Raw genomic sequence first — 24,617 nt, forward strand, 5'->3', positions numbered from 1 at the left:
TATGAATAATTTCTGGGTATGTTTAAGTCTTATTGCACTGACGCACCCTACATCTTCTTAAACTCTTTGCGTCTTTGCGCCTACCCTTCGGGAACGCCAAGGGCGAATGCGTGAGACAAAAATCATCCCACCAATCAACAACGCCATTAATTCTCCATTCAACCTTGACAGGCTAATAGTAAAGTCATGTTTGCAGCAGAAAATAACAACACAGCAAAAATCGCCATTGTAGGTATGGATGCCTTCTTTGGTGAGTGCAATGGCTTAGATGCTTTTGAACGCAGTATTTATGACGGTAAGCAGCATTTCATTACCCTACCGCCGAAAAGATGGTACGGTATTGACGAGCAGAAAGACTTACTGCAAGAGTATGGTTTAACTGATGGTAAAGCCCCTGTAGGTGCTTATATCAAAGACTTTGATTTAGACACTCTCGCTTATAAGATTCCTCCCAACGAAGTCGAAAAACTCAACCCTCAACAATTGCTACTGTTGACAGTGGCCGATCGCGCCCTAAAAGATGCGAAAATTCCTGAAGGTGGCAATGTAGCTGTGATTATTGCGGCTGAAGCCGAATTGTCGGTACACAAGCTACAACAACGGTGGGATTCATCTTGGCAAGTTAAAGATGGTTTGAATGCGGCGGAAATTACTTTACCATCACCCCAAGTTGCTCAACTGGAAAGTATTGTTAGAGACAGTGTTCACCATCAAGTAGAAATTGGTGAGTATTTAAGCTACATCACCAATATCATGGCTAGTCGGATTTCCTCTTTGTGGAATTTCACCGGCCCTTCTTTCACCCTCACGGCTGTAGAAAGTTCAGCTTTCAAGGCGGTGGAAGTTGCCCAAATGCTGTTGATGACTCAAGAAGTAGATGCAGTGGTTGTGGGTGCGGTAGATTTGGCTGGCGGTGTAGAAAACGTATTATTACGCAGTCAAGCAGCACCAATTAATACTGGCGCTAATACTCTCAGCTATGACCAAAAAGCCAATGGTTGGACGGTGGGAGAAGGCGCAGGTGCAGTTGTTCTCAAGCGTCATCAGCAAGCGATAGAAAATGGCGATCGCATTTATGCTGTAATTGATGCTATTAGTATTGGACAATCCCACACCAAAATCGATGGGGACAGTGTTAATCAAGCCTGTCAACAAGCCTTAAAGATGGCGGGTGTACCACCTGAGCAAGTCAAGTATGTGGAGGTTTGCGCTAGTGGTATTTCCCAGGAAGATGAGGCGGAAATCGCTGGTTTAGTTCAGGCTTATCCATCGGTGGGTGATGGCTTGCACTGTGCTATTGGCAGTGTCAAAGCGAACATTGGTCATACTTTTGTGGCTTCGGGAATTGCCAGCTTAATTAAAACTGCTTTGTGTCTGTATTACAGATATATCCCGGCTACTCCTAACTGGTCTGGCGTGAAGACTCCCCAAGTATTTGAGGGTAGCCCTTTTTATGTAGTCACAGAGTCTAGACCTTGGTTTTTGAGTAAGAACGCCTCACGACGTATTGCGGCGATTAATGGTATGGGTTGTGATGGTAGTTATGCCCATGTAATTTTGTCGGAAGAAACTAATCAAGGCGAACGCCCGAATCAGTATTTGGAACAGATGCCTTTTTTGCTGTTCCCGGTGGCTGGTGATGACCGGACAAGCCTATTAGAGGCTTTAAATAAGCTGCAAAAGAGTATTGCTGAGAGTGCTGATTTTTCTCGTAGTGCAAGCCAAGCTTTTACTACTTTTCAGCAGCAATCTCCAGCTAACTACGCGGTATCAATTACGGGGCGGAACAAAAAAGAACTCCTGCGAGAAATCGAATCTGCACGGAAAGGCATTAACACCGCTTTTGATAAAGGTACAGACTGGCAAACCCCTGTAGGTAGTTATTTCACCGCCCAACCCTTGGGTAAAAAGGGTGAAGTGGCTTATGTGTATCCGGCGGCGGTGAATTCCTACATAGGTATCGGGCGCAATCTTTTCCGCCTCTTCCCCAAACTCCACGATAATTCCTTTGTCAAAAGCCTCTACAAGCGGGCTGCGGATATTGAAAGATTGGTTTTCCCCAGAAGCTTGAATAAGTTATCGACTAGGCAGTTAGAACAGCTAGAGAAAAAACTCTTGAGCGATTCTTTAGCAATGTTTGAGGCGGAAATTTTCTGCACCAGATTGCTAACGACAATTATTCGGGATGATTTTCAAGTCCACCCCAAATATGTGTTTGGCTATAGCTTGGGTGAAACCAGTATGATGGTTGCTCAAGGGATTTGGAGCAATTTTTCGGAAGTTAGTAACTCTTTTAACTCATCAACTTTATTTGGTGATAGGTTATCCGGGCCGAAAAATGCAGTGCGTGAGTATTGGGGATTACCAAAAGCAGATACAGCTTCAGGTGATAATTTATGGGGTAATTATGTGTTGATGGCTAGTCCCCTCCAGGTGCGCGATGCTATCCGAAACGAACCCCGCGTATATCTGACGCAAATTAATACACCGGAAGAGGTATTAATTGCTGGTGACCCAGCAGCTTGTCAAAGGGTGATTAAAACCATTGGCTGTAATTCTTTCACAGCGCCCTTTGATCATGTTATCCATTGTCAGGCGATGCGATCGGAGTATGATGAGTTTGTTGAACTAAATAGCTTACCAGTCCAAGATATTGCTGATATCACCTTCTACTCTGCGGCTGAGTATCAACCGATAAAGCTGGAGACTGGAGTTGTTGCTAACAGTCTGGCGACTGGGTTGTCTCAAGAACTAGATTTTCCCAAGTTAGTCAACCGCATCTACGACGACGGGGCAAAAATCTTCATTGAGGCTGGCCCTGGTAGTGTTTGTTCTCGGTGGATTGACAAAATTTTAGAAGACAAAGAACACATCACCGTCTCCCTCAACCGTCGGGGAATTGATGACCATACTTCTTTTGTGAAAGCTTTAGCTAAACTTGTCAGCCATCGGGTGAATGTGGATTTGTCACCACTGTACAGCCCAGTTATTGAAACTAGCAACTTAAATAAAGTCATACTACGAAAAATAACCGTGGGTGGTGACTCAATTACTGAAAAAATCTTGAGTCCAGAAAACCTCCAGCTATTTGCAGAAGTTAGGGAGAAAAAGCAGCAAAATATAGCACCATCTAGTAAGGTTTTAGGTATCAATTCAACGTATTTATCTCATCAAAAAAGTCTACCAAAGCCAAAACCGTTTTCCGCAGAAAATATCATTGAACACGGTTTAAAGCCAGAAGAACCATTAAAATCGTCTGAGTTAACTGCAACTCAACCAGCCACACCGTCAGATTTTCTCTCCAATACCACCACCGATATCGAATTTGCCACCATTATCAATATGTTGGATTTAAATAAGGCTCAGTATCAAAAACTGAATGCGAACAATTTGCAAATCACGCAAAATCACACAGCCTTCTTAAAAGCCAGACAAGATTTTAGTCAGCAAATGAGCGAAATTATTCAATTACAAATGGTTTGTGCTGAAGATTTATTGCAGGAAGACGGTAACTAGTTTAGTAAGAGTTTTAGTTTGAGGGGGATTTGGTAATAGATAATTGGTCATTCTCTACTTCCTATTACCTATTACCTATTACCTATTACCCATTACCAATAGGTAGTAATTCATTGCTAATCGTGCGAGGGAACGACCGTGACCACTGTTGATGCGTTGATAAATAAATATGATAATGGTTTAGGCTTTTTAGCTTATACCTCATATCAAAATCTAGCTTGGAAAGGTTCTTTAGACTGCATATCTTTTGAACACACAGCCATAAAAAACAAACTACTGGCTTTAGATAAACCTTGTTATATTGTGAAAGTTGCTGGCAAGATTGGTGTCACAAATGACGGTTATCTATCTGCGGTTGAACTTGGGACAACAGGACAAGTAGAACTTTTAACATCTCTACCATCTATCTGCATTCAACAATTGGGCGACCCCAGTTTTCTCTCGTTTTATGGCGTACAATCTGCCTATATGACTGGAGCAATGGCTGGCGGTATTGCTTCGGAAGAAATGGTCATTGCTTTAGGTAGAGAAAAAATTCTCGGTTCTTTTGGTGCAGGTGGTTTACCTCCAGAACGCTTAGAAGTAGCGATTAATCGCATCCAACAAGCCCTACCTCATGGCCCTTACGCCTTCAATTTAATTCACAGCCCCAACGATATGGCAATTGAACGCCGGGCTGTGGATTTATACCTCAAATATGAGGTAACAACTGTGGAAGCTTCAGCATTCTTAGATTTAACTGCCAACATTGTTTATTATCGGGTGGCGGGATTAAGTTTAAATGATGCCAATCAAATTCAAATTAAAAATAAAGTCATTGCCAAAATTTCTCGCCGGGAAGTTGCGAGTAAATTTATGCAGCCTGCACCAGCCCGAATTATTAAAGAACTGCTGGAACAAGGTTTAATTACTGAGTTACAAGCAAAGCTGGCTGCTCATATACCGATGGCAGATGATATTACAGTGGAAGCTGATTCTGGCGGTCATACAGATAATCGTCCTTTGGTTTGTTTGTTACCTTCTATCATTGCTTTGCGAGATGAAATTCAAAGACAATATAATTACTCGCAACCTATTAGAGTCGGTGCAGCTGGAGGAATTGCCACACCAGAATCAGCTTTAGCAGCTTTTATGATGGGTGCTGCTTATGTGGTGACTGGTTCGGTGAATCAAGCTTGTATTGAATCGGGCGCTTGTGACCATACCAAGCAATTATTAGCGCAGGCGGAAATGGCTGATGTAATTATGGCTCCCGCCGCCGATATGTTTGAAATGGGAGTGAAATTACAAGTCCTCAAACGGGGGACGATGTTCGCTATGCGGGCGCAAAAGTTGTATGAATTGTACCGCACTTATGACTCAATTGAAGCAATTCCTCCAGCCGAGAGAGAGAAGTTAGAAAAACAAGTTTTTCGCAAGACAATTGCTGAGGTTTGGGAAGGAACTGCGGCTTATTTATCTCAGAGAAATCCTGAGAAATTGGGTAAGGCAGTTAATAATCCTAAATTAAAAATGGCATTGATTTTCCGTTGGTATTTAGGTTTGTCTTCCCGTTGGTCTAGTGCTGGGGAAAAAGGCAGAGAAGTAGATTATCAAATTTGGTGCGGCCCGGCAATGGGTGGGTTTAATGACTGGGTGCGTGGTTCTTATTTGGCAGAAGTAAATAATCGGCGCGTTGTTGATGTGGCTCATCACATTATGACTGGTGCGGCGTTTTTATATCGCATTCAAAGTCTGAAAATTCAAGGAATGCAAATACCTGATTCTTACTGTCAATATCATCCAGTTCGTTACTAAATAATTTGGAGATTTCAAAATGAGTCTAAAACAAAATTATAGTGCAGCAGATATTCAAGCTTGGATGATTACTAATCTAGCTGAATTGTTGGGAGTAGATAGTGATGAAATCGATGCTACTGTCAATTTAGAAAGCTATGGTTTGGATTCGGCACAGGCAATGGTTTTAGTTAGCAAACTAGAACAATTGTTGGGATTTCAACCATCACCTTTGTTGTTGTGGCATTACCCCACTATTGAGTCATTGTCTGAGCGTTTAGCTGAAGAGTTGACAGAACAATCAGAGGAACAAGATACAGATTCTGCTACTGCTAGTCATAGTAATGGTACACCAGTTCTCGACTTACAAGCTGAGGTGGTTCTCGACCCCACAATTCATCCTGGTGGTGCTATCCCGGTTGATTTTCCGGTAACTCAACCTAAGAAAGTATTTCTGACTGGGGGGACTGGATTTTTAGGCGCTTTCTTAATTCGGGAACTGCTACAACAAACTCAGGCTGATGTCTATTGTTTGGTACGCGCTGCTGATGCAGAGGCAGGTAAAGCCAAAATCCAAACCAATCTGGAAGGTTACGCGATTTGGCAGGAGGAATATCAGTCGAGAATTATTCCAGTTGTTGGTGATTTAGCGGAACCACTTTTGGGTTTAAGTTCCACACAGTTCCAAACTTTGGCGGCAGAAATTGACACTATTTATCATAGTGGCGCGTTGTTGAATTATGTTTTCCCTTACTCAGCCCTGAAGGCTGCGAATGTATTGGGAACTCAAGAAGTTTTAAGATTGGCTTGTCAAATTAAAGTTAAGCCTGTGCATTACGTTTCTAGTGTGGCGGTGTTTGAATCACCAGTCTATGCTGGTAAGGTAGTCAAGGAAAGCGATGATTTTAGCCATTGGGAAGGAATTTTCCTTGGTTATTCCCAAACCAAATGGGTAGCAGAAAAATTAGTGAAGATTGCGAGCGATCGCGGTTTACCTGTTACTATCCATAGACCACCCTTAATTGGTGGAGATAGTGAGACTGGTATCGGTAACACCCACGACTTTATCAATTTGATGGTCAAGGGTTGTCTGCAAATGGGATGCTTCCCTGATGTAGAATATATGCTAGATATGTCTCCTGTAGATTATGTCAGCAAAGCGATTGTGCATCTATCGATGCAGAAGGAATCGCTAGGTAAAGCTTTCCACCTACAACACCCAGAACCAGTATCTTTAAGTGTCTTAGTTGACTGGGTACGCTCCTTTGGCTACGAGATTAAAACCCTTCCCTACGAAGAATGGCAAGCAGAGTTAATCAATAATGCCACTTCTGTAGATAATCCTTTATACACCTTGCGTCCTTTCCTCCTAGAACGCTGGTCTGATGAACAACTCACCATCCCCGATTTATACCTCAAAGCCAGAAGACCCCACATTAGCTGTCAAGACACCATCAAAGCCCTAGCTGGTACTTCTATTGGTTGTCCGCCCATTGATGGCAAATTATTCATGACTTACACAGCTTACTTGATTCAAACCGGGTTCTTGACCTTGGCGTGAGGAGAAGACGCGATGCTAGTCGCTACAACGGGGGGAACCCCCGCAACGAGCTGGCTCATGAATCGCGTCTCTACAGATGGTTTATCGTAAATTCAAGGGTTTAAAACCCCGACTCCAACTGTCTTTAATTTTGAATTTTGTTGGCGCAGCCTTCCCGCAGGGTATTTTGAATTGTTAATTCATGCGTGTAACCCAGTTTCGTTGAGAAACTGGGTTTTTCCTGTTGCATGACATTAAATAAGGTTTATCAATAACACTACCCCCCTTAAATAAATGCTATAAATGTAGTTGAATTCAGGTTAAACCTCATTGAACAAATCCCTAATCTAAATTAATGCCTGTTCTGCAACATAGGCGATCAACACTGTTATGAGTGAGTTATCCTAGTTTTTGCCAAACGAGTGCAGTCTACGCGCGTAAGTTCTATGAGCGAGTGTGAAGTGTAGCTGTCTTTATCGCATTTAGTTGTGGATGGGTGGGTAGTTTGATGATTTCAACTGTCTGTGGTCATGGCTGAATTAGGCTACACAGAGTTTACCCAAGATATCGATGCGTAAATCCTGCGGCTCAGAATTTGGAGACTAGCAGGTTACAATGACAACTCTTACAGGTAAGACAGTACTTTTAACCGGCGCTTCACGCGGTCTTGGTGTCTACATTGCTCGTGCTTTGGCAAAAGAACAGGCAACGGTAGTTTGTGTTTCTCGTTCTCAATTAGGATTAGCCCAAACCTGTAATGTAGTTAAGGCTGCGGGTGGTAAAGCGATCGCTATTCCTTTTGATGTGAGGAACACATCACAATTATCGGATCTTGTCCAGCAGGCTCAAGATATTGTCGGCCCTATTGATGTCTTGATTAACAATGCTGGCATAGAAATTAACGCAGCTTTTGCGAATTATTCTCTAGCGGAAATTCAATCAATCTTCAACACTAATCTATTGGCTGTTATGGAATTAACACGTTTGTTACTACCCAGCATGATGGAACGCGGTAGTGGTCGGATTGTCAATATAGCTTCTTTAGCTGGTAAAAAGGGCGTTGCTTTCAACAGCGTTTACTCAGCTAGCAAAGCAGGTTTGATTATGTGGACTGATGCGATGCGTCAGGAATTAGTTGGTACTGGTGTCAACATTTCGGTAGTTTGTCCAGGCTATGTCTCACAAACGGGGATGACTGTTGATACTCGTGTATCTGCACCCAAGTTAGCAGGTATTTCTACACCCAAAAGTGTAGCTAATGCCGTCGTTAAAGCTATTAAAAATAAGACAGCTGAAGTAATTGTCAATCAAAATCCCATCACGGAAAGTTTGACAAAATTCATGTTGGCTGTGGGACAAATTTCTCCTACTTCGGTGGATAGAATTTATCGTTGGTTGGGTGTGGTGGATTTCAACCAAAAACGGTCAGACAATAGAGTCCAAGACAGCTATGTAGCTGTCGAGTCTCATCGCTCATGACAACGCAGTTGCTTAGGGAATGAGGTTTTGATTATATCAATACTGCCAGAACTTTGGCTGCCAGCCAAAACCCGCCACGGCAACAGCAGCAACACAATTATCATCTGGCACTAGCTCTAGGAGACTCCACGCTGGAGATGTCTGTAACTTAGCTGGTTCTGTGGGAGTTAGTGCTATTTCAATTTCTTCTAATTTAGCGATGCCGTCACCCGTTGCTTTAAGATAAGCCTCTTTACAAGTCCAGTAACGAAAGAAAATTTTTTGTTTTTGCTCATCGGGTAGCGATCGCAATAATTCATATTCTCGCGGTAAAAAGAACCTTTTGGCAAGGGATTCTAAATCAGATGTGGGGCGGAGATATTCTAAATCGATGCCGATTGGGCGCGTGTAATTGACTGCACACAAGGCCAAGTTCTGGGAGTGTGACAAGTTAAATAATAAACCACTCTCAGCAAAGCGATCGCCTAATATTGGTTTCCCACGGGATTCATATTCAAATTTAACTTGACTTGGTTCCACACCCAAATAGCGCCCCAAGATACTGCGGAGAATACCACGACCAGCAGTAAAGCGTTGCCGATGTTCGGGAAAATAAAATCTGTTCGCACGGGCTAATTCGTCACTAGATAAGGTGGCGGCTAAATCCTGTAGCTGTGATTCTGGTCGTTCGAGAGGAATGCGCCAGAGATGAACTTCATCTGACAATAAGGTTAAATCTGAGGGTTTTGGTAGCCAAGTATGCTGCAACAATTAACAATTAAAAATAAATGAACGCAATTATTAATATAAGATTTTTACTAAACTTTTAGAGACTAGTGATTTGGTAAGTTTGGGAGCGCCTGTTGTTCCACCAACTGAAATCTGCTAAATATTACTGACGATATTAAAGTATGGTAGTTACTAAAATGACTACATCTCGAAAGGCAGTATATGCAGCAAGACCTTAGCCGGCGTAAATTTGTATTATATGGTGCAGCTACTTTTACCACTAGCCTATTACTAAAAGCTTGTAGTAGTAATCAAACTCCCACGCCAACGGCTAGTAGTGGTGCGGAAGGGTTTAAAATAGCGATCGCCCTACCTGGTGCAATCACAGACCAAGCGTGGAATCAGTCTGGCTATGAAGGACTCAACTTAGCTAAACAAAAGCTCAATGCAGAAGTCGCCTATGTGGAACAAGTCGCCCAAGCCGACCAAACAGAAGCACTAACAGACTTTGCTCGTAAGGGTTATAATCTTGTATTTGCCCACGGTGGACAATTTGATGCAGCAATAGAACAAGTCGCGCCCCAATTTCCCAACACATTTTTTGTGGGTGTTAATGGTAATACCAAAGCAGAAAATATCGCCTCTTTGCGAATCGACCACTTGCAAGGTAGCTATTTATGTGGAATCATTGGTGCGGCTATAACTAAATCGAATAAATTAGCTTATATAGCTGGACAAGAATTTCCCGCCACGCAAGAAGAACTAAGGGGATTTGAATTAGGAGCAAAATCTGTTAACCCCAAGATACAAATTGTTTCTACATTTACAGGTGATTGGAGTGATGTTGCTAAAGCAAAGGAAGCAACATTAGCTTTAATTTCCTCCGGTGTTGATGTCATTTATCAATGGTTTGATAGTGCCGCACCCGCAGTTTTACAAGCAGCCAGTGATAAGGGTGTTTATGCTTTTGGCAATACCAAAGACCAGTTAGATATTGCCCCCAATGCAGTGTTAACTAGCGCAGTTAAAAGATTAGATATAGCCATAGCCCATTTAGCAGAACTTGCAAAGCAAAAACAACTGAAAGGGCAGATATATACTATTGGTTTGGAACGAGAAGATATATTATTTTTAGGTAAATTTGGCGCAGCAGTGCCGGAAGCTGTGCAACAAAATGCTTTAAAAGCAAAACAGGAAATTGCTGATAAGAAAATCACTTTTGCAACTTGCCAGGAAGCTGGTAAAAATACACGTTGTGTCAAAAAAGCCTAAATGTACTTACGTTTAGAAAATATTAGTAAACGCTTTAATTCATTTATCGCTAATGATAATATTAGCCTGAGTGTTGATGCAGGTAAAATTCACGGAATTCTAGGTGAGAATGGCGCAGGTAAAACTACTTTAATGAATATTATTAGTGGTCTATATCAGCCTGATGCGGGAGAAATATATTTACAAGATCAGCTAATAAAAATAAATTCTCCCAATGAAGCCATAAAATTAGGTATAGGCATGATATATCAACACTTCATGCTTGTGCCTCAGTTAACTGTGACTGAGAATATCATCTTGGGTAGGGAAAATAGCTGGCGTTTAAACCTGCGACAAAAACAACAAGAAATTACGGCTTTATCCCAAGCGTATGGATTAGAAATTGATTCTACAGCGAAAGTAGAAGATTTACCTGTAGGCACACAACAGCGAGTAGAAATCCTGAAAGTTTTATATCGCCAAGCTAAACTATTAATTCTCGATGAACCAACAGCCGTTCTCACACCCACAGAAGTAGAATCATTAATTAATATCCTGCGACAATTAGCGGCGGCTGGTAATACGATTATTTTTATCAGTCATAAGTTAGAAGAGGTAATCAATCTCTGCGATACTGTCACAGTGTTGCGGCGAGGTAAAGTAGTAGCGACAACAACAACTAAAGATGTGACTCCTCAGCAATTAGCAGAATTGATGGTGGGACGGGAAGTAGTTTTACAAGTCAATAAATCTGCATTTGTACCAGGAAAAGTCATACTCTCAGTAGAAAATTTACAAGTTGCTGATGATAGGGGTGTTGTGGCTGTCCGTAATGTTTCTTTTCAATTGCACGCTGGGGAAATTTTGGGAATTGCTGGTGTAGATGGGAATGGACAGCGAGAATTAGCTGATGCCATCACCAATTTAAGAAGTATCGTCAATGGTAAAATTCAATTTAATAGCCCTTATCCTCAACAAAAAATAGGCTACATCCCTGAAGATAGGCAAAGAATGGGACTGGTGTTGCAGTTCACCATTGCTCAAAACTTAATTTTAAATGTTTTTAAAAACATACCCTTTTGTCGCCATTTCTTACTACAACCATCCGTCATCAAAAATCATACCCAAGTTACCATGCAGGAATTTGATATCCGGGCGACTGGGGAAGATATCCAGGTAAGCCAATTATCAGGCGGAAATCAACAGAAGGTAGTTTTGGCGCGAGAACTGGGGGGAGAACCAGATTTAATTGTAGCGATGCAACCCACACGGGGGTTAGATGTCGGCGCGACAAGTGCAGTCCATTCGCGGTTGTTGGCAGAACGCGATCGCGGTGCGGCAATATTGTATATTTCTACTGAGCTAGAAGAAGTGATAGCAATGAGCGATCGCATTGCCGTAATCTATAGAGGTGAGTTTGTCGCTATTTTGGATGCACAGATGGCGACGATAGAAGAAATTGGTTTATTGATGGCCGGGGGGACGCGCAGATAATAAAATGCCAAGTCTGTACATCATTGGTGGTAGCAGTAGAAAGGATAGCACAACGAGTTGCTAACGGCGGACACTCGATTCCTGAAGATGTAATCTGAAGACGCTACCTCTGATACGTTTGAGAATTAGAAGTTAAAGCTAAAGCGTATTATATTGGTTTAAACAATCCAGAAACATCTGAGGAAAGTTCAGGAATGCTGATACTCATTTTTTGGGTTGAGGGATGGCAATCACCGCATCATGATCACAAATAAACGCTTTCAACTCCTGCTACCAATCCTATCACCGCTAATTGCAATTATCTTTGCTCTCATCGTCGGTGCTATCCTCATCCTACTCGCTGGGGCAAATCCCATCACCGCCTACACAGCTTTATTCCAAGAATCCCTTTCTACTTACTTCGGCTTTGGTAACACCCTCACCAAAATGATACCCTTACTATTCACCAGTTTAGGTGTCTTAATAGCATTACAGGCTGGTCAATTTAATATCGGTGGCGAAGGACAAATTTATCTCGGTGCGTTGGGTAGCGCGTTAGTTGGGTTATATGTGCAAGGATTACCACCCATCTTACATATTCCCCTAGCCCTTATTGCAGGGTTTGGATTTGGTGCGGTTTGGGGTTGGATACCCGGTTATCTCAAAGCCGTGCGGGGAGTCAATGAAGTTATCACCACCCTATTACTAAATTACATCGCCGTCAATTTAATCAGCTACTTAGTGCAGAACCCCTTAAAAGCACCAGGCGCACCTAGTCCCTATTCGCCATTGATTGCTAAATCTGCACAATTGCCCATCATCCTACCCCAAAGTCTAGCCCATGCAGGTATCTTACTAGCTTTACTCACTGCCGGACTACTATGGGTGCTATTAGAGCGATCGCCTCTAGGATACCAAATTTCCGCCGTTGGTTTTAACCCCACAGCCGCCCATTATGCCCGAATTCCCGTCAAAAATACCATTATCCTAGTAATGTCATTAGCCGGTGGTTTAGCAGGCTTGGCTGGTGCATCGGAAGTCATGGGGTTGAAATATCGCTTATTTGAACAAGTTTCCCCTGGCTACGGATTTGATGCCATTGCGATCGCCTTCCTCAGTCGCGGTAGTATTAACGGTGTAGTCCTAACTTCTTTATTTTTCGCCGCTTTGCGTAGTGGTGCAAACGTCATGCAACGTAGCGCAGATGTCCCCGTCACCGTAGTTTACGCCATCCAAGGATTCACCGTCCTATTCATCGCCATCAGCCTCGCCGTAGAAACACGAATCAAAACGCAAAGTAACGCGGAGGTTTAACGCCAAGACTCTCAGCGATACTCTGTCTTGAAAAGTTTCCTACGGAGGGAAACCCTCCTTCTCCTAACGGAGACGCTACGCGAACAGAACTTTTCGCTGCGGTTAAAAACCATGAATAACCTCAACTTCTTCTCTGATTACCTAGTCGCTAGCTTAAACCTATCTGTACCCTTAGCCTTTGCAGCCCTTGGGGGAATGTACTCAGAACGCTCAGGAGTGCTAAATATTGCCCTAGAAGGGATGTTAATAACAGGTGCTTTTACCAGTGCAGTTGCCACACTTTACACAGGTAATCCTTGGTTTAGTGTCCTCTGTGCCTTAATCACTGGGGGATTAGTCGGTTTACTCCACGCTTTTTTATGTGTTACTTTATACGTCAATCAACTAGTCTCAGGATTAGCAATCAATCTGGTAGCTGCGGGGTTAACATCATTTCTAGCGCGATTAGTATTTCATGGTAGTAGCACCCAAAGATTGCCAGGAATTGAGCCTATCCTTATTCCTGCTCTAGCAAATTTACCCATACTTGGAGCTTTATTATTTCAACAAGATATTTTCGTATATTTACTTATAACTTTAGTGATTGTCAGTAATTATATTTTATTTCATACTAGCTTTGGGCTAACTTTACGGGCAGTGGGTGAATATCCTAAAGCGGCTGCAACGGCTGGTGTGTCCGTATCAAAGGTGCGATATGCGGCTGTAGTTATCAGTGGTTGTCTTGCTAGTTTAGGCGGTGCTTATCTCACCTTAGTACAGATAAAATTTTTCACCGAAAATATGAGTGCAGGTAAAGGATTTATTGCGATCGCGGCTTTAATCTTTGGTAGGTGGCATCCTTTAGGTAGTACTCTGGCTTGCTTTTTATTTGGCGCAACAGAAGCCTTACAGTTACGCATTCAAGCCTTGGGTGCAAATATCCCTTATCAGTTTCTTGCCATGTTACCCTATGCGATCGCTTTATTTGCATTAGTAGGATTAGCAGGTAAATCTAGACCACCCCAAAGTAATGGTGTTCCTTACTCACCAGAACATCCCCAAAACAATTAAAATCTAGCCTTTATCCCGACCAAATCAATATCCGCCAACCATATCAGTCTACTTTGAGCCGTTGTAGTTTCTTCTAAAATAGGCGATCGCCATTCTACAGCATAAAGCCAATTTTGTTTTAGACTAAAAACCCCTTGAATAATACGCCGATTTGGCAACTCACTAAAATCAACCTCAACCACATCGCCTAATTGAAAAGCTTGATGAGAAACAGTTTGACTTTTGAATACACTTGTTGGTGAAAATTCCCCACTGCGTAGATAAAGAGTTTCATTATGGGAAACTATTGCATAAACCCACTCTTCCTCTTCCCAATGAACCCCGCAGCAATGGCCTGACAAATCAGAGCTTAACAACACCTCTTCTCTGATTTGAACAGCTAATGGAGGTGTGACTGCACCCCAAGGAGGAGAAATATGCCAACAAGACTCTAAAGTCGTAATCTGATTCATCATGATGCTTTGCGGTTCTATTTTTATACATAGACTTGCTTGCACAAGTAATATCCGGAACATAATTCCCATATGTTTAAAACAAGACAACATCCGAATCAATAACTTCATCAGATCAACAACACAGAATCGAATTATGGAGAGATGAAAATTATGGGTTTCTATTCACAAGTCATTTTTCCCCGTCTTCTAGACTGGAGTTTGTCAGATTCTACCCTAGCTACATATCGTCAAGAAATACTAACAGACGTAACAGGAGAAGTACTAGAAATCGGTTTTGGCACTGGATTAAATTTGGCTTACTATCCTTCGTATATTCACGAAATCACCACAGTTGACGTGAATCCAGGGATGAACACCATAGCACAAAGGCGTATTGATGACTCTGGGATTAAAGTTCAACAACTCCTGCTATCAGGTGAAAATCTTCTTATGGCAGATAATACCTTTGATAGTGTAGTCAGTACTTGGACGTTATGCAGTATTGCCAATGTGGAACAAGCCCTAAAAGAAGTTTATCGGGTATTAAAACCAGGTGGTAAGTTCTTTTTTCTAGAACATGGACTGAGTAATCAGCCTAATGTACAAGTCTGGCAGAATCGCCTAACCCCAATTCAAAAAGTCTTAGCCGACGGATGTCACTTGAATCGAAATATTCAAAAATTAGTAGAACAAAGCTTTGACCATGTAGAGCTAAAACGCTTTACACCTGAGAATTTTCCTGATTTGATGGCACATTTGTACCAAGGATGTGCAACCAAAAAAGCAATATAAATTCATGATCAAGGAAATCAATTTTGTGCATTGATTTCCTTGATCTACTTCAAGTCTTAAATATCTCATCTACAGGAATTTGATAGCCATTAGCAAGGCGATTAGTTGTGTTAGCCGTAGCGATAATAGCCAAGAGTTCACCAAACATAGCCTCATTCATTCCCTTCCCACGGGCTGCTGCTGAATGGGAAGAAATACAATAATCACAGCCATTAGTGACACTCACAGCAATGTAAATCAGTTCACGTACCAAAGGATCAAGTTCACCAGGACTAGCCATCACCTCTTTGATGGTTTCCCAGGTTCTTTTTAAGGTGGGAGGATGGTTAGCTATCGCTTTCCAGAAATTGTTGATGTACTCCGTCTGACGAGTAGCGCGGATATCGTCGTATACCGCCTTTACTTCATCACTTGCGTCTTCGTATTCAATCAGCTGAGTCATATTGTTCTGACAGACAAATCACAATTAGGCATTTTGGCACACTCAATTTTAAAAGTATAGATATCCTGTAAGAGTGGGATATATTCATGTGAAAAGTAATAAAAGGCAAAATCTCTCAGTTTATCGCTGAGAGATTTTTATTCAAAATACCTCGGTTCAAATCTGATGATGCACCCAGTTCATCACAGCTATTTAGTCCAGTCATCCTAAATCATGGTGATCATTAAAGTTTTTTTAGGACTGGATTAAAAACTATTAGGACTTACGCAACTGGCATATTTTTTATGTAGGGTGTGTGACGCTACGAAAGTATTTGAACGTAGTAATGAGACTTATAGCGTCACGCACTAACCATCGATTGTGACACTTGCGTAAGTCCTGACTATATCTTGCAAGTTTCTCCATTAATCTATTCAATATTTTGCCTGAGCGCACCTTTGTTTATAGCGGACTAAACAAAATATCAAAGTCAACAACAGAATAGCTTTCATAGTCGATGGTTCCATTACCCTCGTCACTTCTGTTGGGGGTTGAGTAATGGGGGTTTCACAAACTCCTCCATTTGGGTTTCCATCAGGATTCACAAAATCACATACATTACTGGGAGGATTAGTTGGTGGAGTCGGGAAACCTGATGTTCCCGGAGGTGAGGAACTGGATGAATTACGGTCTCCACCCAACAATGCTAGTAAAACCACAAGTGGCAGCAGTGCCATGAATGGCATGACAGGAAGACTTTCGGGCGAACTTATCAACAGTTCATCACCCCCAAGTTCTTCTCCCTGCACAAATTCAGATTCTCCTGGTGTTGCTAGCGTCTCCTTTAAGCCACCAGGAATTGTTGCTCCCTCCTCAGAAAAAGCTACTAAAGTTTGGGGTTCCCGCCCATACGGTTGACCTGTTAATACGGAAGTATATGGATGAGAGAGTATTCTCAAACTTATCTCTTGGGTTTCTTTATTGTTTCCTGAACGTAAAGCATTTAATCCTCTTGCAATATTATTGACATAGAATTCCGTCATTCTTGGCTCTAAGCCAAGCTGACGAATTTCTTGCTCTAGGTTAGGTATTTTTGATGCTTCCTGTAAAAGAGTGTTGACATAACTAATCTTCAAGTTTATGAATCCGCTACGAGGATCTGATCCTCGAAGAGGTGCTAATAGAAAGTTTTTAGTGACATCTCTTAAACCTGCGACAGGATTAGAACTCAGCCTAGAACCAGAACTATATTGAACAGAATCTAAAATCTCTCTATCAAATCTTCTCCAGACAGAGGCGTATGGGTTGGGATTATAACCGTAAAAACTAGAAAACTTGCGATAGTTATCTTCCCCACCAGCTGCTCGCATTAACATCTGTTGATAGGTAGGGCCGCCATTAGACTGAATGACTTGCTCAAGAATCGTTCCAGTTTTGTTACAGCCTAAAGCAAATCCTACGACGCATTCGGGAATGACTCTGATCTGACGCAGACCTTTACCATCATTCTGGAGCTGATACTGGAGTAACTGACGCTCTTGTCCAGGTGGAATCTTTGCACCGACATTTAAACTTCCTTTGCCTGCATTTGCGTTCTCGCATACAGTTAATACTGCTGCCAAAGATGACAGCAATATGACAATATTTTTAACGAATTTCATATATGCTTGGTAAACGACACAAAACTAACTAAGTACAGCAACCACCTTTGAGAGGTGAGTATTTATTGATTGGGCTTTACAGTTCCTTGTGGAGATACTGGCAATATATTTTTGAGGGAGCCAGAACTCACACTCTTAGGCACTTGAATATTCAGGGTAATAGCAGTGCCTTGCAGTTCTCCAGTAGTGAGTTTGTGATAGATAACTAACGCACGATTGGGCTGGTCGAAGACAAAACCACGACGAGAAGGTTGTATTTTTCCTTCCTCTACTAACTCAATAAAGGCTTCTAGATATCTACGTATACTTTGACGATTTTCTGGCTCGATATTTGTGTGGTTTGCAATCAGAGTCATAAAGAAATCTAGACTCCGGCTATCTTGTCCAGTGGTGAGAGTACCACCATCCAAAAAAGAACTACCAATTAGCTTGCCGTTAACTTCTTGAACTTTAAATAAGGTATAGTAACGCCCCTCTTTTTTGGAGTCGTTCACATAGCATACCCAAGACCCGTCTTCACTTTGTGTAAAGCCTTGAGCAGCAAGATAGGAAAGCGCAGAATCATTACCTCTCTTTTGTCCAGGTAATGGAGGTAGCAAATTTTCGACTGGATCTGAGGTACAAATTTTCTGTGCAGCTTCTGGCTGAGGGGATGCTTGAGTTTCTTGTGCAACTACAACGTTAGGAACCGACACGAAAGCTAATGCTGAAAAGGTAAGTATTTGAGACAAAAAAATAATGGGTTTCATGATTTTTATTTCCTTATTTGAAATATTTATGGACTGATTTGTAAACAACATGGAAATTTTATAGGTCTGCTACAAAGGAAGTGAAATTTATTTGATTTACTCGCTATCAACCATTAGATAGATTTACTGTATGTAAATTATTTATGTATTATTCCGGATATCGCTACTTTATATAGATAAATCTAGAAGGTAATAGAGAGGAATCTTGATTATTGAGATTAAATATGTCTCCTTTTATAGGCAGCCTTTAACTCCAAAGTCATAGAGGAATGACTTTGTTAATTTTTTGAAAAACTAGCTTATACTTAAGTTTTTGCCACTAATTAGAGAATTTGCTACATTTATCTAGATTTTGAATCCCTCCCTAATATTTCCTAGAATCATTTACTGTATTGAGCTTTTTCGTGGGCGCTAATAGAGTTTTTTCGTCATGATACAGAGTATAAATTACATAAATGTAATTTATGCTACTTTAGCGCCTGATTTAGCTTGTTGCAGTTATAACAAGCTTTTAAGCTTTACAATGAGTATGTAACATTTTTTAAAATGTTACTTGGGTATCAAAGAAATTAATTCAGAATCATACCCTAATTTATGGAATCTTAACTCTTTGTTCCGCTAATTACTGATATTTCTGACAAACACTAGGAGCATTTGCAGTTAATCTTGAACATTTTTTTGTCTTTGTAGATAATACCTCTATATCACTTAGTTTTAACATCTTCAGGCAATATCAAAACATTGATTTTGTATGTGTGCAGTAATTCTACCATCAGAAAGTGAGAACCTAAGAGTAGCATATACAACTTTAAAAATTGCACACTAAATAACTTTATTCCTTTAAATAACGCAGATACAAGTGAAAAGTAACGTTGCTATGTTTATAGTGATAAGTATATACTTATATAAATATGTAGAATTGTGAAAAAACGTTAAAGTAATAAGTATTCAGGATAAAGAACTAGCCGGGGTCGCTGGTAGGTAACACTAATTAAAAATACCCTACGGGTAGGATTACGCCTGCGTAGCATTCGTATATCATTCCGCACCAAAAGCTACACCAACAAAATCGGGAATCGGTATAAGTGCAGCTACAAGGGATAAAAAAAGAATGCCACAGATATACAGTCCTAAATGCTTTTCCTGTATTGATTCTTAATTTTGGTACTCCTGCGGAAAACTCGTACCCCTATGGTGAAGCAAGCTACGCGGTAGCGTTGCGTAGCAAAGGGTATTTTGTTGGCGCACCCTTGCTGTAGGCTATGAGTGAATTTTGGATTGGTATAACCATCATTTTTCCAGTGGATACAAATGTATCCACAAATCAAAAAGTCCACCTCGTAGGAAGTGGACTTGTTAACTATATTTACTGTTAGTGGATCCGAGCAGAGTCGAACTGCTGTCCAAATTGGGTATTGACCCCCCGCTCATTCACAGGTTTAGCCTTTCTGACCCTCAAGGCGGGAATCGTTCATTATCCCGAACGTAGGATACTCTGATTGAATCTTAACTAACAAGCTAACCAGAGAACACTTGTTAGAGCATCCGTTGGGGGTTGGTCTTCAGTCCTTAACGGAGTCAAACCGAAGACGCTCGAACCTGAAAGAGGCTATTTAGGCAGCTACTAGAGCGTCCTTACGAGCAAATTTTACGATGTTATTCGCATTTACTTTTGTTTTGAGCCTTGATTTGCGAGAGGAGACTCACTCTCGACCTGAATCACAGAGTAGCGTTCGCCAACCTGTCGAAACCGTTACGGACCCATGATCGCTATGTTCCCATTATAGTACGGGATTTTTAATTCGGAGTAAACCTTCACGGATATAGATGTTGACTGTTGACAGTTGACGGTTGACAGACTTGAAAGTCTTGTGTTGTCAGGGTTTTATCTTGGCTTGATGTCCTAATCTATCTGGCTACGGCAATAACTTCAGAAGCCGAAGTATACATACTACTTTTCACTTTAGCTTGACTTGCTGAAGACCCAAACATTATTCATCATCCAGAGCTACAAATATAGAATCTAAATCCCGATAACCGCTTACTACCCGCACAATCACAACACTATCTTCAAAAACTTGATAAAAAATAATGTAGCCATTTAGTGGTATTCCTCTCAGCCTGGGGTCAAACTTGGCGTAACTTCGCCCTATATTGGGAAATTGAGCTATATTTTGGCATTTTTTATTAAATTCTCGAATAAATTTTTCTCCAGCGTTGACATTGCGAACTAAAAAATAATCCAAAATTTCATCTAAATCTTGGCTGGCTTCCTTGGCAATAAAGTATTCCATTATCCTTGAGTTTCACGGGCTAGGCGTAATTTCTCCTCTAGTCGCCCCATGACTATCCCAGCATCCTCAATTTCTCCACGTTCAACAGCAGCCAGCCCAGCAGCTAGTTTTTTCTCAGTTTCTTTTTCCCATTCTTGATAACCTTTCTCCCATTCCTCCAGCAGTTTTAATGCTTTGATAATCACATCTTCAGCATTTTCATATCTACCTGTAGCAATTCGGGTTTGTATAAATTGCTCGTATTCAGCTTTCAGTTGGATATTCATACTATTTATCTATAGTTGCCTAAAAGCGTTAGCTGTGGCTTTGGGAAATATGATAACGTAACGCTCCTCACGGTAAGAGCGATCGCTCTTACCAACTACCACTCTACATAAATAAGTAAGAACTAAGCGGGGAGTTTTTCACTTTTTTGAAAGTAGTTTATCTATCAAGATTTCAGATAGGCAACGCTGAGTAGCTTTATTGCGAAGTCGATGCTTTTCATAATAATGATGAATCTTGCCATGATAAGTTGCGGTATAGGTAACAGTCATAGAACCACAGTATGTTAATCAACTGCCTACAATCCCTAATCATCTCCATTGGATTGTACAGGGATATTTTGGTAATAAGTAGAACAGGGTAAATAATTAAAGGTTTGTAGTGAGAACTTTAGTTCTCAAAAAAGGACTAAAGTTCTTACTACGAGAGGAATCCTAGTATTTTTACATTACTTAACATAGTTTGTTTTTTTAATTCGTTCTACTTACAGCTAGAGAATTACGTCGTGAATATAGACAATCTTGCGAAACGTCAAAAACCTTAAATCGCTCTGGTATAGTATTTCAACCTTGTGTAATGTGCTTGAATGTCTTGCTGGAAGATGACTGTCTTTAGAGTAAAAACCCCAGCAACTTAAAAAAGTAAGTGCCAGGGTTTGCTGAAAAATACGTTAGATAATACTGCCATGAATACGACCATAATCAAAATGGTTCTGATTGCCATAGCTACTGTTCCTGTAGTTAAGGCTATCCAAGATGCAAGCTATATCCCGTTTGCTTCGACTATCACACCTGCTGCTTTGGCTGCTATCCCATTTGGCAAAGGTAGTACATTAGATGATGAGAAGAAGGAGGATGAGGACAAGTAACGACAAATAGATAGCGAATTCTAGCATCATTTTGCTTGAATATAGACTCATCCCTTAGAGGGTTTGTGAATCTGTTTGATTCACGAACCCTAAAAAAAGACTTCAAACGTTTGAGTACAAGCAACCTTTGTAGTGAAGTGCGATCACGCATTGGGCTAGTTTGGGGTTTTTAATACCTTACTATTGGTGCATTTCGGGAGATTTCGTCATACAGTACTTCACCAAACATAATCGAAAAAAATTTTTTCCGACTCTAGAGCGAAACCTAACATCCAATCACCGAAACTAAAAATAGCTAATCGCTAGACTTAAAGTCACCAGCAATTAGCTATTTTTTATAGTCAACAATTGAGTTTTTCCTAAGTCAACGCTTCTGCACCGCCGACGACCTCAAGGAGTTCTTGGGTAATAGCGGCTTGACGGGCTTTGTTGTAGGACAGTGAAAGAGACTTGATTAATTCACCGGCGTTATCACTGGCATTGCTCATTGCTGTCATCCGCGCAGCTAGTTCACTGGCAGCTGATTCTTGCAGCGCCCGTAATAACTGGTTGCTTAAATACAAGGGCAATAGTGAATCAAGAATCTGTACTGGGTCTTGTTCAAAAATCATGTCGCGGGGCAAGGGACGAGCTTGGCTGGTCACTGTTTGCCGTTCCACTTCAAATTGACCGCCACGAGTTGTCAGGCGGAAGATTTCGTCATCAGCTGCTTCTAAACCTTGAGTATCAAGGGGTAGCAAGGTTTGGATGACAGGACGAGAACTCACCAAGGAGACGAAGCGGGTGTAAACTAACTCGATGCGGTCTACTTTTTCAGAAAGAAATAAAGACAGCAACTCGTCAGCAATTTTATTAGCTTCATCGGCGGTGGGGATTTGCTCTAAGCCAGTATAACTAGCATCAATGGGTTGCTCACGCCGTCTAAAATATTGTTCAGCTTTCCGCCCAACAATGACAAATGTGTAGTCTAGACCTTCTTTTTTGAGTTCCTTGGCACGGTTTTCGGCACGACGGATGACGTTGGTATTGTAACCGCCGCACAAACCACGATCGCCAGAAATAACTAACAAGCCTACTGATTTAACTTCACGTTTTTTCAGTAGTGGTAAGTCTACATCTTCAAACCGCAGACGAGTTTGCAAGCCATACAAAACTTGTGCCAAACGGTCAGCAAAGGGACGAGTAGCAATTACTTGTTCTTGGGCGCGACGTACACGCGCCGCCGCTACCAGCCGCATGGCTTCTGTGATTTTCTTGGTGTTTTTGACCGACTGAATGCGATCGCGTATTGATTTGAGATTAGGCATAATATTTGTTGATTGTCAGTTGTCAGTTGTCAGTTGTCAGTTGTCAGTGTGTATTACTACTGACCACTGACCAATGACTAATGACTAATTACGCTGTAGCTTTGAAGGTTTTTTTGTAGTCGTCTAAAGCTGCCTTCAATGCTTTTTCTTCATCATCACCCAGTGTTTTCTTGGATTGTACGTCTTGGAAGTAGGGGTTAACGCCAGACTTCAAGTAATCTCTCAAGCCTTTGGTGAAGGTGGTGACTTTATCAACAGGGATATCATCTAAGTAACCGTTGATACCTGCGTACAAAATGGCTACTTGTTCAGCTACGGATAGGGGCTGATTTTGGGACTGTTTGAGGAGTTCCCGTAGGCGTTGACCTCTTGCCAATTGGTCTTGAGTAGCTTTATCTAAGTCGGAAGCAAATTGCGCGAAAGCTTGGAGGTCGTCAAACTGTGCTAGTTCGAGTTTGATTTTACCAGCAACTTTTTTCATCGCCTTGGTTTGTGCCGCAGAACCCACACGGGATACGGAGATACCAGGGTTTACAGCCGGACGAATACCAGCGTTAAATAAGTCAGAAGATAAGAATATCTGACCGTCTGTAATAGAAATTACGTTGGTAGGAATGTAAGCAGAAACGTCACCAGCTTGGGTTTCGATGATTGGTAGCGCGGTCATGCTACCTTTACCCAATTCATCGCTGAGTTTAGCTGCTCTTTCCAACAAACGAGAGTGAATGTAGAATACGTCTCCGGGGTAAGCTTCCCGTCCTGGTGGACGACGTAACAGCAAGGACATTTGGCGATAAGCTTGTGCTTGCTTCGATAAATCGTCGTAAATTACTAAGGTAGCTTTGCCTTTGTACATGAAGTACTCAGCAATAGTAGCGCCTGTGTAGGGAGCCAAGAATTGTAGGGTAGCAGGTTCACTGGCACCAGCAGCAACTACTACTGTGTAATCCATTGCACCTTTTTCTTGCAGGGTTTGGACTACGTTAGCAACGGTGGAAGCTTTTTGACCAATGGCAACGTAAACGCAAACTACATCTTCACCTTTTTGGTTAATGATGGTGTCGATAGCGATCGCAGTTTTACCTGTTTGACGGTCACCAATGATTAATTCCCGTTGACCACGGCCGATGGGAATCATGGAGTCAATCGCGGTGATACCGGTTTGCATCGGTTCGTGTACGGAACGACGAGCAATAATACCGGGGGCTGGTGATTCAATCAAGCGGCTTTCGCTGGCTTTGATGTCGCCTTTACCGTCAATAGCACGACCCAAAGCATCAACCACACGACCAATTAAGGCTTCACCGACACCAATTTGAGCAATTCTGCCAGTAGCGGTAACGGTGCTACCTTCTTGAATTTCCCGGCCTTCACCCATCAGTACCGCACCAACGTTATCTTCTTCTAAGTTTTGGGCGATACCAACTGTGCCGTCTTCAAATTCCAAAAGTTCCCCAGCCATAGCCTTTTCTAGACCATAGATCCGGGCGATACCGTCACCTACTTGTAGTACAGTACCGACGTTAGCAACTTTGACTTCTTGGTCGTATTGCTCGATTTGCTGCTGAATAATACTGCTGATTTCGTCAGGTCTAATTGAAATGCTCATGTGTGTATCTTTTTTTCTTGCGAGACGGAAGATATTTAATAGACGCGATATTATTTCTCGCGTCTGCATTTAGTTTGAGGTGTTAAGAGTTAACCACAAATCACAAACAAT

Annotated in this window: 19 protein-coding genes and 1 other RNA gene; 10 read left to right on the forward strand and 10 right to left on the reverse strand. The window is 41.6% G+C overall.

Going from position 1 to position 24,617, the window contains the following annotated elements; all coding sequences use genetic code 11:
• Positions 1-186: 186 nt before the first annotated feature.
• The 4 genes from H6G14_RS06830 to H6G14_RS06845 all read left to right on the forward strand — a co-directional run bounded on the left by H6G14_RS06830 (position 187) and on the right by H6G14_RS06845 (position 8,311).
• Positions 187-3,516 (forward strand): PfaB family protein, encoded by a 3,330-nt coding sequence (locus tag H6G14_RS06830; protein WP_190566336.1) that lies wholly within the window; start codon positions 187-189, stop codon positions 3,514-3,516.
• 138 nt (positions 3,517-3,654) lie between these two features.
• Positions 3,655-5,313 (forward strand): PfaD family polyunsaturated fatty acid/polyketide biosynthesis protein, encoded by a 1,659-nt coding sequence (locus tag H6G14_RS06835; protein WP_190566337.1) that lies wholly within the window; start codon positions 3,655-3,657, stop codon positions 5,311-5,313.
• Positions 5,314-5,332: 19 nt separating this feature from the next.
• Positions 5,333-6,853: a thioester reductase domain-containing protein gene (locus H6G14_RS06840; RefSeq protein WP_190566338.1), complete on the forward strand. Its 1,521-nt coding sequence runs from the start codon at positions 5,333-5,335 to the stop codon at positions 6,851-6,853.
• Between the two features lie 594 nt (positions 6,854-7,447).
• On the forward strand, positions 7,448-8,311 hold the full coding sequence (locus tag H6G14_RS06845) for an SDR family NAD(P)-dependent oxidoreductase (RefSeq protein ID WP_190566339.1): 864 nt from the start codon (positions 7,448-7,450) through the stop codon (positions 8,309-8,311).
• 36 nt (positions 8,312-8,347) lie between these two features.
• On the opposite strand, the gene hetI is transcribed toward H6G14_RS06845, so the two are convergent.
• The gene (gene hetI / locus H6G14_RS06850) at positions 8,348-9,061 is read right to left on the reverse strand and encodes a 4'-phosphopantetheinyl transferase HetI (protein WP_190566340.1); all 714 of its coding nucleotides are present in this window, start codon (positions 9,059-9,061) and stop codon (positions 8,348-8,350) included.
• Positions 9,062-9,241: 180 nt separating this feature from the next.
• Here hetI and H6G14_RS06855 point away from each other — a divergent pair, with 180 nt between their 5' ends.
• From H6G14_RS06855 to H6G14_RS06870, 4 genes are all read left to right on the forward strand, one after another.
• Entirely contained in the window at positions 9,242-10,291 is a 1,050-nt protein-coding gene (locus tag H6G14_RS06855) for a BMP family protein (protein WP_190566341.1), read from the forward strand.
• Complete coding sequence (locus H6G14_RS06860) at positions 10,292-11,764, forward strand: ABC transporter ATP-binding protein (protein ID WP_190566342.1); 1,473 nt, start codon at positions 10,292-10,294, stop codon at positions 11,762-11,764. It abuts the gene before it with no gap.
• A gap of 240 nt (positions 11,765-12,004) precedes the next feature.
• Positions 12,005-13,057 carry an ABC transporter permease gene (locus H6G14_RS06865; protein WP_190566343.1) on the forward strand — a complete coding sequence of 351 codons (1,053 nt, stop codon included), beginning with the start codon at positions 12,005-12,007 and terminating at the stop codon, positions 13,055-13,057.
• Between the two features lie 111 nt (positions 13,058-13,168).
• Positions 13,169-14,107 carry an ABC transporter permease gene (locus H6G14_RS06870; protein WP_190566344.1) on the forward strand — a complete coding sequence of 313 codons (939 nt, stop codon included), beginning with the start codon at positions 13,169-13,171 and terminating at the stop codon, positions 14,105-14,107.
• On the opposite strand, the gene H6G14_RS06875 is transcribed toward H6G14_RS06870, so the two are convergent.
• Complete coding sequence (locus tag H6G14_RS06875; protein WP_190566345.1) at positions 14,104-14,562, reverse strand: DUF1392 domain-containing protein; 459 nt, start codon at positions 14,560-14,562, stop codon at positions 14,104-14,106. The two genes, H6G14_RS06870 and H6G14_RS06875, sit on opposite strands and share 4 nt — an antisense overlap.
• A gap of 150 nt (positions 14,563-14,712) precedes the next feature.
• On the opposite strand from H6G14_RS06875, the gene H6G14_RS06880 reads away from it, so the two are divergent.
• Positions 14,713-15,333 (forward strand): class I SAM-dependent methyltransferase, encoded by a 621-nt coding sequence (locus H6G14_RS06880; protein WP_190566346.1) that lies wholly within the window; start codon positions 14,713-14,715, stop codon positions 15,331-15,333.
• 49 nt (positions 15,334-15,382) lie between these two features.
• Here the strand turns inward: H6G14_RS06880 and H6G14_RS06885 are convergent, their stop codons facing one another.
• The 6 genes from H6G14_RS06885 to H6G14_RS06910 all read right to left on the reverse strand — a co-directional run bounded on the left by H6G14_RS06885 (position 15,383) and on the right by H6G14_RS06910 (position 20,724).
• Positions 15,383-15,775 (reverse strand): carboxymuconolactone decarboxylase family protein, encoded by a 393-nt coding sequence (locus tag H6G14_RS06885; RefSeq protein ID WP_190566347.1) that lies wholly within the window; start codon positions 15,773-15,775, stop codon positions 15,383-15,385.
• Between the two features lie 413 nt (positions 15,776-16,188).
• Positions 16,189-17,415 (reverse strand): hypothetical protein, encoded by a 1,227-nt coding sequence (locus H6G14_RS06890; protein WP_190566348.1) that lies wholly within the window; start codon positions 17,413-17,415, stop codon positions 16,189-16,191.
• Positions 17,416-17,477: 62 nt separating this feature from the next.
• A complete protein-coding gene (locus tag H6G14_RS06895; protein WP_190566349.1) occupies positions 17,478-18,215 on the reverse strand; it encodes a hypothetical protein in 738 nt (245 codons plus the stop codon).
• A gap of 1,322 nt (positions 18,216-19,537) precedes the next feature.
• Positions 19,538-19,927, reverse strand: a transfer-messenger RNA (tmRNA) gene (gene ssrA / locus H6G14_RS06900).
• A gap of 228 nt (positions 19,928-20,155) precedes the next feature.
• Positions 20,156-20,458 (reverse strand): type II toxin-antitoxin system RelE/ParE family toxin, encoded by a 303-nt coding sequence (locus H6G14_RS06905; RefSeq protein WP_190566350.1) that lies wholly within the window; start codon positions 20,456-20,458, stop codon positions 20,156-20,158.
• Positions 20,458-20,724, reverse strand: coding sequence for a ribbon-helix-helix domain-containing protein (locus H6G14_RS06910; RefSeq protein WP_190566351.1), 267 nt, complete (start codon positions 20,722-20,724; stop codon positions 20,458-20,460). The genes H6G14_RS06905 and H6G14_RS06910 overlap by 1 nt, the downstream gene beginning before the upstream one ends.
• 683 nt (positions 20,725-21,407) lie before the next feature.
• Here H6G14_RS06910 and H6G14_RS06915 point away from each other — a divergent pair.
• On the forward strand, positions 21,408-21,590 hold the full coding sequence (locus H6G14_RS06915; protein ID WP_190566352.1) for a hypothetical protein: 183 nt from the start codon (positions 21,408-21,410) through the stop codon (positions 21,588-21,590).
• Between the two features lie 359 nt (positions 21,591-21,949).
• Here H6G14_RS06915 and H6G14_RS06920 read toward each other — a convergent pair whose 3' ends face one another.
• Both H6G14_RS06920 and atpA read right to left on the reverse strand, forming a co-directional pair.
• Entirely contained in the window at positions 21,950-22,897 is a 948-nt protein-coding gene (locus tag H6G14_RS06920; RefSeq protein ID WP_190566353.1) for a F0F1 ATP synthase subunit gamma, read from the reverse strand.
• Positions 22,898-22,985: 88 nt separating this feature from the next.
• Positions 22,986-24,506 (reverse strand): F0F1 ATP synthase subunit alpha, encoded by a 1,521-nt coding sequence (gene atpA / locus H6G14_RS06925; protein WP_011319378.1) that lies wholly within the window; start codon positions 24,504-24,506, stop codon positions 22,986-22,988.
• Between the last annotated feature and the right edge of the window lie 111 nt (positions 24,507-24,617).

This window comes from Nostoc parmelioides FACHB-3921 (assembly GCF_014696625.1).
GTDB classification, from domain to species: Bacteria; Cyanobacteriota; Cyanobacteriia; order Cyanobacteriales; family Nostocaceae; genus Trichormus; species Trichormus parmelioides.

Excerpts from the sequence above, each read along its gene's own strand:
- atpA (WP_011319378.1), bottom strand. The coding sequence starts at position 24,506 with ATGAGCATTTCAATTAGACCTGACGAAATCAGCAGTATTATTCAGCAG.
- H6G14_RS06875 (WP_190566345.1), bottom strand. The coding sequence starts at position 14,562 with ATGATGAATCAGATTACGACTTTAGAGTCTTGTTGGCATATTTCTCCT.
- H6G14_RS06915 (WP_190566352.1), top strand. The coding sequence starts at position 21,408 with ATGAATACGACCATAATCAAAATGGTTCTGATTGCCATAGCTACTGTT.
- H6G14_RS06840 (WP_190566338.1), top strand. The coding sequence starts at position 5,333 with ATGAGTCTAAAACAAAATTATAGTGCAGCAGATATTCAAGCTTGGATG.
- H6G14_RS06870 (WP_190566344.1), top strand. The coding sequence starts at position 13,169 with ATGAATAACCTCAACTTCTTCTCTGATTACCTAGTCGCTAGCTTAAAC.
- H6G14_RS06845 (WP_190566339.1), top strand. The coding sequence starts at position 7,448 with ATGACAACTCTTACAGGTAAGACAGTACTTTTAACCGGCGCTTCACGC.
- H6G14_RS06920 (WP_190566353.1), bottom strand. The coding sequence starts at position 22,897 with ATGCCTAATCTCAAATCAATACGCGATCGCATTCAGTCGGTCAAAAAC.
- H6G14_RS06860 (WP_190566342.1), top strand. The coding sequence starts at position 10,292 with ATGTACTTACGTTTAGAAAATATTAGTAAACGCTTTAATTCATTTATC.
- H6G14_RS06855 (WP_190566341.1), top strand. The coding sequence starts at position 9,242 with ATGCAGCAAGACCTTAGCCGGCGTAAATTTGTATTATATGGTGCAGCT.
- H6G14_RS06830 (WP_190566336.1), top strand. The coding sequence starts at position 187 with ATGTTTGCAGCAGAAAATAACAACACAGCAAAAATCGCCATTGTAGGT.
- H6G14_RS06910 (WP_190566351.1), bottom strand. The coding sequence starts at position 20,724 with ATGAATATCCAACTGAAAGCTGAATACGAGCAATTTATACAAACCCGA.
- H6G14_RS06905 (WP_190566350.1), bottom strand. The coding sequence starts at position 20,458 with ATGGAATACTTTATTGCCAAGGAAGCCAGCCAAGATTTAGATGAAATT.
- H6G14_RS06885 (WP_190566347.1), bottom strand. The coding sequence starts at position 15,775 with ATGACTCAGCTGATTGAATACGAAGACGCAAGTGATGAAGTAAAGGCG.
- H6G14_RS06895 (WP_190566349.1), bottom strand. The coding sequence starts at position 18,215 with ATGTTGTTTACAAATCAGTCCATAAATATTTCAAATAAGGAAATAAAA.
- H6G14_RS06880 (WP_190566346.1), top strand. The coding sequence starts at position 14,713 with ATGGGTTTCTATTCACAAGTCATTTTTCCCCGTCTTCTAGACTGGAGT.
- H6G14_RS06890 (WP_190566348.1), bottom strand. The coding sequence starts at position 17,415 with ATGAAATTCGTTAAAAATATTGTCATATTGCTGTCATCTTTGGCAGCA.
- H6G14_RS06865 (WP_190566343.1), top strand. The coding sequence starts at position 12,005 with ATGATCACAAATAAACGCTTTCAACTCCTGCTACCAATCCTATCACCG.